General features: G+C 70.8%; 7 protein-coding genes. 6 read left to right on the top strand and 1 reads right to left on the bottom strand.

Annotation, left to right across the window (positions count from 1 at the left end; genetic code table 11):
• Positions 1 to 372: response regulator (locus tag D7X55_RS32770; RefSeq protein WP_147470295.1), on the bottom strand; the 372-nt coding region annotated here is incomplete at its 3' end.
• Between the two features lie 180 nt (positions 373 to 552).
• Between D7X55_RS32770 and D7X55_RS32765 the strand changes: the two genes are divergently transcribed.
• The 6 genes from D7X55_RS32765 to D7X55_RS32740 form a co-directional block, all read left to right on the top strand.
• Positions 553 to 1035: a chemotaxis protein CheW gene (locus D7X55_RS32765; RefSeq protein WP_120550032.1), complete on the top strand. Its 483-nt coding sequence runs from the start codon at positions 553 to 555 to the stop codon at positions 1033 to 1035.
• Positions 1032 to 1448, top strand: a complete 417-nt coding sequence (locus tag D7X55_RS32760) for a Frizzy aggregation protein FrzB (protein ID WP_233610211.1) — start codon at positions 1032 to 1034, stop codon at positions 1446 to 1448. Before D7X55_RS32765 ends, D7X55_RS32760 begins: the two co-directional genes overlap by 4 nt.
• Positions 1449 to 1453: 5 nt before the next feature.
• Positions 1454 to 2713 (top strand): methyl-accepting chemotaxis protein, encoded by a 1260-nt coding sequence (locus D7X55_RS32755; protein WP_121725116.1) that lies wholly within the window; start codon positions 1454 to 1456, stop codon positions 2711 to 2713.
• A 65-nt stretch (positions 2714 to 2778) separates the two neighbouring features.
• Positions 2779 to 5079, top strand: coding sequence for a hybrid sensor histidine kinase/response regulator (locus D7X55_RS32750; RefSeq protein WP_120550031.1), 2301 nt, complete (start codon positions 2779 to 2781; stop codon positions 5077 to 5079).
• Positions 5080 to 5116: 37 nt separating this feature from the next.
• Positions 5117 to 6121, top strand: coding sequence for a chemotaxis protein CheB (locus tag D7X55_RS32745; protein ID WP_120550040.1), 1005 nt, complete (start codon positions 5117 to 5119; stop codon positions 6119 to 6121).
• Positions 6115 to 6985: protein-glutamate O-methyltransferase (locus D7X55_RS32740; RefSeq protein ID WP_199747264.1), on the top strand; the 871-nt coding region annotated here is incomplete at its 3' end. The genes D7X55_RS32745 and D7X55_RS32740, both read left to right, overlap by 7 nt.

Genomic DNA, 6985 nt, shown 5'->3' with positions numbered 1-6985 from the left:
GTTCAGCGCCGGGGCTCCGATCATGCCCATGACGCCCCCCAGCACGCCCTCCAGGCCTCCACTCTTGAGGATGTAGCCGTCCGCGCCGGAGTTCTTCACCTTCGCTTCCAGCTCCTGCTCGGAGATGTCCGAGTACAGGACGAGCTTGGAGGTGACGCCCTTCTGGGTGCGGAGGTACTCGACGACGTCGTCGCCGAACATCTCCGGCATGTTCACGTCCATGAGGATGAGCGCGAACGGGCCCTCGGTGAGCTTCTGGTTGAGCGTAGCCAGGTCCGGCGCGCCACTGGCTTCGTAGCCGGCGGCCGTCAGGGCCCGGACGGTGAGCTCCAGAAGCATCGGGCTGTCGTCAATGACCAGTACGCGGGACATCGTCCTCCTCAGGGGCTTCCAGCGCACAACCCTACACCTTTGGGTCACGATGGACCATCGAAACGGAGAGCAGGCGGCCGGTCCGGCATCGGACGATGGACCCTTGACCCTCTTTATCCCGGTCTCGGATACTTCGGTGCCTTGACCCCGAACTCCTCCCCCCTCCAACGCGCCTTGCGCATGGCGCCAGACCGCACGGTGGCCGCCCAGGCCCGGCCGGAGCTGGAATTCTTCTGCTTCCGCGTGGGCGAGCTGCGCTTCGGCGTCCCCAGCGAGAACGTGCTGGAGGTGCTGCGCGCCGGGCTGCTCACGCCGCTGCCGCGCACGCCGTCCTTCATCCTGGGCGTCACCGGCCACCGCGGCCAGGTGCTGCCGGTGGTGGACCTCCTGCGCTTCCTCAGCAAGGGCGAGGCGCGCATCGGTCCGCGCACCCGCATCTTCGTGGGCGTCAGCGGCAACTACGTGTCCGGCGTGGTGGCGGACACCGTGCTCGGCCTGCGCCGCATCCCCGTGTCGGAGATCCTGCCGCCGCCCCTGGGCGGTGATCAGGCGGCGGAGCACCTCCTGGGCGTCGTGCAGGGCTCGGGGCCGACGGACGGCCTCAACCTGCTCAACTTCTCCAAGCTCCTGCAGACGGCCCGTCAGCGCGCGGTGGTGCGATGAGCGGCAGCGACCTGCTCGACGAGCCGGCCTCCGCGCTGGACGCGGACGCGGAGCGCGCCGTGGGAGAGGTGGACGTCCTCTTCTTCCAGATTGGTGACTCGGAGTACGGCACGGACGCGTCGTCCGTGCTGCGCATCGACCGCGCGCTCCCGGACGACCTGACCGTGCGCGACCTGGGCCTGCCCCACAAGGGGCACCGGGCGATCGTGTTCGACACTCCCGAGGGCGAGGGCCACCTGAAGGTGGACGCCGTCAACGGGGTGCGCACCATCCCGCTCTCAGGGCTGCGCCGGATGCCGGTCGCGGCGGCGGCGGCTTCTTATGCGGTGGGCGTCTGCCTGGATGAAGAGGCGGGACGTCCCGTGTTGCTCATTGATTTGGCGGAAACCTTGAAGACGCAAGGAAGGCACTGACACACATGTCCCTGGAGAGCCCCAACGAGAAGCCCGCGAAGTCCCGCGGCGCGAGGAAGTCCCCGGGCGTGAAGGCCGGCGCGGAGTCCGTCATCGCCAACACGGTGACGGATCCCTTCAAGCCCTTCACCGACACGCTGATGTCGGTGCTGTCCGGCAACCTGAACGCGCGCGTGCCGCAGGACCGCGTGCAGGCGGACCCCACCGGCTTCGGCCACCTGCTCAACCAGGTGCTGGATCAGTTCTCCTCCGCGGAGCACCGCAAGCAGGTGGCGGCCCAGGAGATCGATCAGGCGCTCGACTCGCTGATCATCCTGGTGCGCGAAGGCGACCTGTCGCGCTGGAACACGTCCACGGAAGACCCCCAGCTGGGGCCCCTGCTGGAGGGCTTCGGCAAGGTCATCGAGACGCTGCGCATCTTCGTGCGGGAGATCAACGAGGCCGCGCTGCGGCTGTCGTCCTCCGCCAACCAGGTGCTGGCGGCGTCCACGCAGCATGAGACGTCCTCCACCGAGCAGGCCGCGGCCATCCACGAGACGACCGCGACCATGGAGGAGCTGAAGCACGCGTCCGCGCAGATCGCGGAGAACGCGGGCAGCGTGGCGCGCGTGGCGGAAGAGACGCTGGGCGCGGCCCGCGCGGGCCGTGGCGCCATTGGCGAGTTCATCCAGGCCATGCAGCAGATCCGCAGCGACGGCGTCGCGGTGGCGGACTCCATCTCCAAGCTGTCCAAGCGCGTGGAGCGCATTGGCACGGTGGTGGAGGTGATCGACGAGATCGCCGACCGTTCGGACCTCCTGGCGCTCAACGCGGCGCTGGAAGGCAGCCGCGCGGGTGAGGCGGGCAAGGGCTTCTCCATCGTCGCGGCGGAGATGCGCCGCCTGGCGGAGAACGTCCTGGAGTCCACCAAGGAGATCAAGAACCTGATCACGGAGATCCGCGAGGCCACGCAGGCCGCGGCGGGTGCGGCGGACGCGTCCAAGCACGCCACGGAGTCCGGCGAGAAGCTGGGCGCGGTGGCGGCGCAGGCCGTGGAGGGCATCCTCGCCGGCGTGCAGGAGACGAGCGACGCGGCCCGGGTCATCAACCTGGCGACCCAGCAGCAGCGCACGGCCACCGAGCAGGTGGTGGCGTCCATGGCGGAGATCGAGGACGTGACCCGCCAGACGACGCAGGCGTCGAAGCAGGCCACCGGGGCTGCCGCCGAACTCACCCAGCTCGCGGGCCGGCTCGCCGAGCTCATCAAGCGGTTCAAGGCCGACTAGCAGTCGTTCTCCTGAGGGGAGAAATGGGTCGAGGGGCGCACAGAGCGCCCTGACGCCCGCGACCCATGGACACCGAGGCCCTCAAGAAGTCCCTCCTGAAGAAGTTCCAGGAGGTCACGGCCGACCGACTCCAGAAGATCCAGCTGGGAGTCATCGACCTGGAGAAGGAGACCGCGGAGCAGGCCGCGGAGGACGTCGCGCGCGAACTGCACACGATGAAGGGCGAGGCCCGCATGCTGGGCCTGGCCGCCATCGGGCAGTTGGCGCACGCCGCCGAGGACGTCCTGCGCGCCGAGCGCGAAGGCAAGACGGCCACCGAGACGGCCACGGACGTCATGCTCCGTGCCTGCGACGTGCTGTCGGACCTCATCGAGGATCTGGACGCGGCCCACACCGGCACGTCCGCCACCGAGGAGATGGTCAAGGCCCTGGCGGAGGTGTCCGGCCACCCGGTGCCCGCGCTGGGCCCGGTGCGCAAGCCCGCGTCTTCCGCCGCGCCGCCTCCGCCCAAGCCCGCCGTGCAGGCCCCCGCGCCCGTGGCACCGCCCGCCGTGGTCCAGGCGCCGGTGGCCGCGCAGGCCGCGCCCCGCGTGGCGGAGCCGGTCGCCGTGGCGGCTCCGGCCGCGAAGGAGGAAGAAGCTCCCAGCGCCGCGAAGGCCAACTCCATCGCGGACCGCAGCATCCGCGTGAACGTGGAGGTGCTGGACTCGCTGGGCCTGCTCGCCGGCGACCTGCTGGTGGAGAGCGCGCGCGGCCGGCTTCGCAGTGGGGAGACGGCGCAGCTCTTCGAGCGCTTCAGCCGCCTGGGCGACCGCTTCCTGCGCATCTCCGAGGAGGTGGACGTCCCGGACTCCATCCGCACGGAGCTGGAGCGCGCGGAGGCGGACCTGCACATGCTGCGCGACGACGCGTTCCGCTTCGTGCGCCGCAACGGGGACGGCATCAACACGCTGCACGGCAACCTGGCCCAGCTGGCGGACCACGTGGCCGAGGCGCGCCTGGTGCCGCTGTCCACCGTGTTCGACGCGTTCCCTCGCGCGGTGCGCGACATCGCGAAGACGCAGAACAAGGAAGTGGACCTGGTCATCGAGAACGCCGACATCGGCGTGGACCGGTCCATGCTGGCGGACGTGCGCGACGCGCTGGTGCACCTGCTTCGCAACGCGGTGGACCACGGCCTGGAGTCCGCGGACTTCCGCCAGCAGATGGGCAAGCCCGCCACGGGCCGCATCCGCATCCGGGTGCGCGTGGACGGCGACATGCTCCACATCGAGGTGGAGGACGACGGCCGCGGCATGGACACCGAGCGGCTCAAGCAGGTGGCCATCAACAAGCGCCTCTTGTCGCCGGTGCAGGCCGCCGCGCTGTCGGAGCGCGAGGCCATCGAGCTCATCTTCCGTCCCGGCTTCTCCACGCGCGAGCAGGTCAGCGAGCTGTCCGGCCGCGGCGTGGGCATGGACGTGGTGAAGCGCAAGGTGGAGACGCTGGGCGGGTCCGTGGGCGTGCAGAGCCGCCAGGGCCGCGGCACCACCATCACGCTGCGCCTGCCGCAGTCCCTGGCCCTCATGAAGGTGCTGCTGGTGCGCCTGGGCGACGACGTCTACGGCATGCCCGCCGCGGACGTGGTGGCCGTCATGCGCATCAAGCCGGATGACCGCATGGAGGTGTTCGGCACGCTGGCGGTGCGGCACCGGGGCAAGCCCACGGCGCTGGTGGCGCTGGGGCCGCTGTTGGGCCTCAACGGCGGCAACCGCTTCGACAAGCCCCCCGCGGTGGTGGTGCGCCACGGCGACGACTACGCCGCGCTGGTGGTGGACGGCTTCGTGGACGAGCGCGAGGTGGCGGTGAAGCCCTGCGGAGGCGAGTTCCTCAAGGGCGCGCCGTTCATCGCGGGCACGGCGGCGCTGGAGGACGGGCGCATCGCGGTGCTGTTGCACGTGCCGGACATCATGACGGAGGTGCGCCGCATGGCCCGCCCCGTCACCCAGGCGCCCGCAAGCCGCCGGCTGCGCGTGCTCCTGGTGGACGACTCGCCCATCGCCCGTGCGACGGAGGGCGCGCTGGTCAAGGCGCTGGGCCACTCCGTGGAGGAGGCGCAGGACGGCGAGGAGGCGTACGTGAAGGTGCAGACGAACACGTACGACCTCATCCTCACGGACGTGCAGATGCCGAAGCTGGACGGCTTCTCCCTCACGCGGCGGCTGAAGGGCACGCCCGCCGTGGCGCGCATCCCGGTCATCATCCTGTCGTCGCTCGCGTCGCCGGAGGACAAGCGGCGCGGCCTGGATGCGGGCGCGGATGCGTACCTGGTGAAGGGCGAGCTGGGGGTGGAGATCCTGGCGCAGTCCATCGATCGGCTGACCTGAGGAGCCTCTCGTGGGCGGCGGCACGGCGGTGTCGGGACTGGCGTTCCGGGTACTCCTGGTGGGGCGGGGCCTGCGCGGGCTGGTGCGCGGGCTCTTCGACGGCGAGTCGCTGGTCGCCGTGGGCCCCCCGGAGGCGGACTTCGTGGGCGCGGAGGCGGTGGTGCGCCGGCACTTCCCGGACGTGCTGCTGGTGGACCTGATGTCCCCGGAGGCGCTGGGCGCCATCGAGCGCATCATGGCCCAGCGCCCCACGCCCATCCTCGCGCTGCACCCGGGCGCGCTCAGCGGCCAGCAGGCGTTCCAGGCGCTGGCCATGGGTGCGCTGGACGTGATGGACCGGCCCATGACGCCGGGCCCGGACTTCTGGCACGCGGTGAACCGCAAGCTGGTGATGCTGGCGCAGGTGAAGGGGGTGCGCTCGCCGCCCTCCTCGCCCAAGGCCTCCAGGCCGCCGGCGCAGGAGGGGCCCACCGCGCCGTTCCCCCTGGTGGCGCTGGCCGCCTCGCTGGGCGGGCCGAAGGCCGTGGCCACCGTGCTGCGGATGATTCCGCGGGGATTCCCCGCGCCCATCGCCTACTGTCAACACATCAGCCAGGGCTTCACGGAAGGCCTGGCGCACTGGCTGTCCACGGAGACGGCGCTTCGCGTCGTCGAGGCGACGCACGACGCGTGGATGGAGCCGGGCACGGTGTACATCGCCCCTTCGGGAGGACATCTGCTGGTGAAGCCGGACGGCCGTCTGGAACTGGATACAGGACCTGCCCTGCGGGGCTTCCGCCCCTCGTGTGACATGCTGCTCACTTCGGCCGGGGAGGCTTTCGGCAAGAGGTGCATCGGCGTCATCCTGACGGGCATGGGCCGCGACGGCGCCAGGGGGCTGAAGGAGATTCGCGAGCGCGGTGGGCGCACCATCGCGCAGGACGAGGCCACGTGCGTCGTCTACGGCATGCCGCGTGAGGCGGTGCTGCTGGGCGCGGCGCAGCAGGTGCTGCCCCTTTCCGTCATCGCACCGACGCTCGTGCAGTGGGTGGACGCGTGCTGAACGTGGGCAACAAGGTGCTCCAGCAGCTGTCCGCGCTCCTCCTGGAACGCGCGGGGCTGAAGATCACCCTGGATGGCTACCACAGCCTGCGGCTCGCCCTGTCCACGCGCATGCCGGTGCTGGGGCTGAGCGACCCGGAGAAGTACCTGCAGAAGCTGATGAGCGCGAGCGGCGAGGAGGAGCTGCGCTCGCTGCTGCCGCTGGTGACGGTGGGGCACACGGAGTTCTTCCGCGACGCGAAGCAGTTCCGCGCGCTGGAGCAGAGCGTGCTGCCGGAGCTGCTCGGGCGGGCCCGGCGCGAGATGCGCAAGGTGTCCATCTGGTCCGCGGGCTGCGCCACCGGCGAGGAGCCCTACAGCCTGGCGCTGGTGATGGCGGAGCTGGGCGCGCTGGCGGTGGAGGTGGACCTGTGGGCCACCGACCTGAACCTGGCCGCGGTGGAGGCCGCGCGGCAGGGGCGGTTCTCCACGCGCCGCGCGATGGCCATTGGACCGGAGCGGCTCAAGCGCTTCTTCCGGCCCGTGGAGGACGGCTACGAGGCGTCCCCCATCCTGCGCGAGTACATCCGCTTCGATGGCCAGAACCTGGCCGTGCCGGTGTTCGACAAGGTGGCGCCCGCGTCGTTGGATCTCATCCTCTGCCGCAACGTCATCATCTACTTCGACCTGCCCACCATCCGCGCGCTGATGGACCGCTTCCTCGCGGCGCTGCGTCCGGGCGGGCTGCTCTTCCTGGGGTACTCGGAGAGCCTGTTCAAGGTCTACGACCGCTTCGAGATGATCGAAGTGGAGGGCGCGTTCGTGTACCGGCGCCCGCTGGGGGAGCGCCCCCGTCCGCCGCCGCCCCTGGCGCCCCTGGCGACGG

Origin of the sequence: Corallococcus sp. AB049A (assembly GCF_003668885.1) — a bacterium.
Taxonomy (GTDB): domain Bacteria; phylum Myxococcota; class Myxococcia; order Myxococcales; family Myxococcaceae; genus Corallococcus; species Corallococcus interemptor.
The sequence above is the reverse complement of the archived record's forward strand: the minus strand, read 5'-3'. Positions and strand labels throughout refer to the sequence as shown.

Excerpts from the sequence above, each read along its gene's own strand:
- D7X55_RS32765 (WP_120550032.1), top strand. The coding sequence starts at position 553 with ATGGCGCCAGACCGCACGGTGGCCGCCCAGGCCCGGCCGGAGCTGGAA.
- D7X55_RS32760 (WP_233610211.1), top strand. The coding sequence starts at position 1,032 with ATGAGCGGCAGCGACCTGCTCGACGAGCCGGCCTCCGCGCTGGACGCG.
- D7X55_RS32755 (WP_121725116.1), top strand. The coding sequence starts at position 1,454 with ATGTCCCTGGAGAGCCCCAACGAGAAGCCCGCGAAGTCCCGCGGCGCG.
- D7X55_RS32750 (WP_120550031.1), top strand. The coding sequence starts at position 2,779 with ATGGACACCGAGGCCCTCAAGAAGTCCCTCCTGAAGAAGTTCCAGGAG.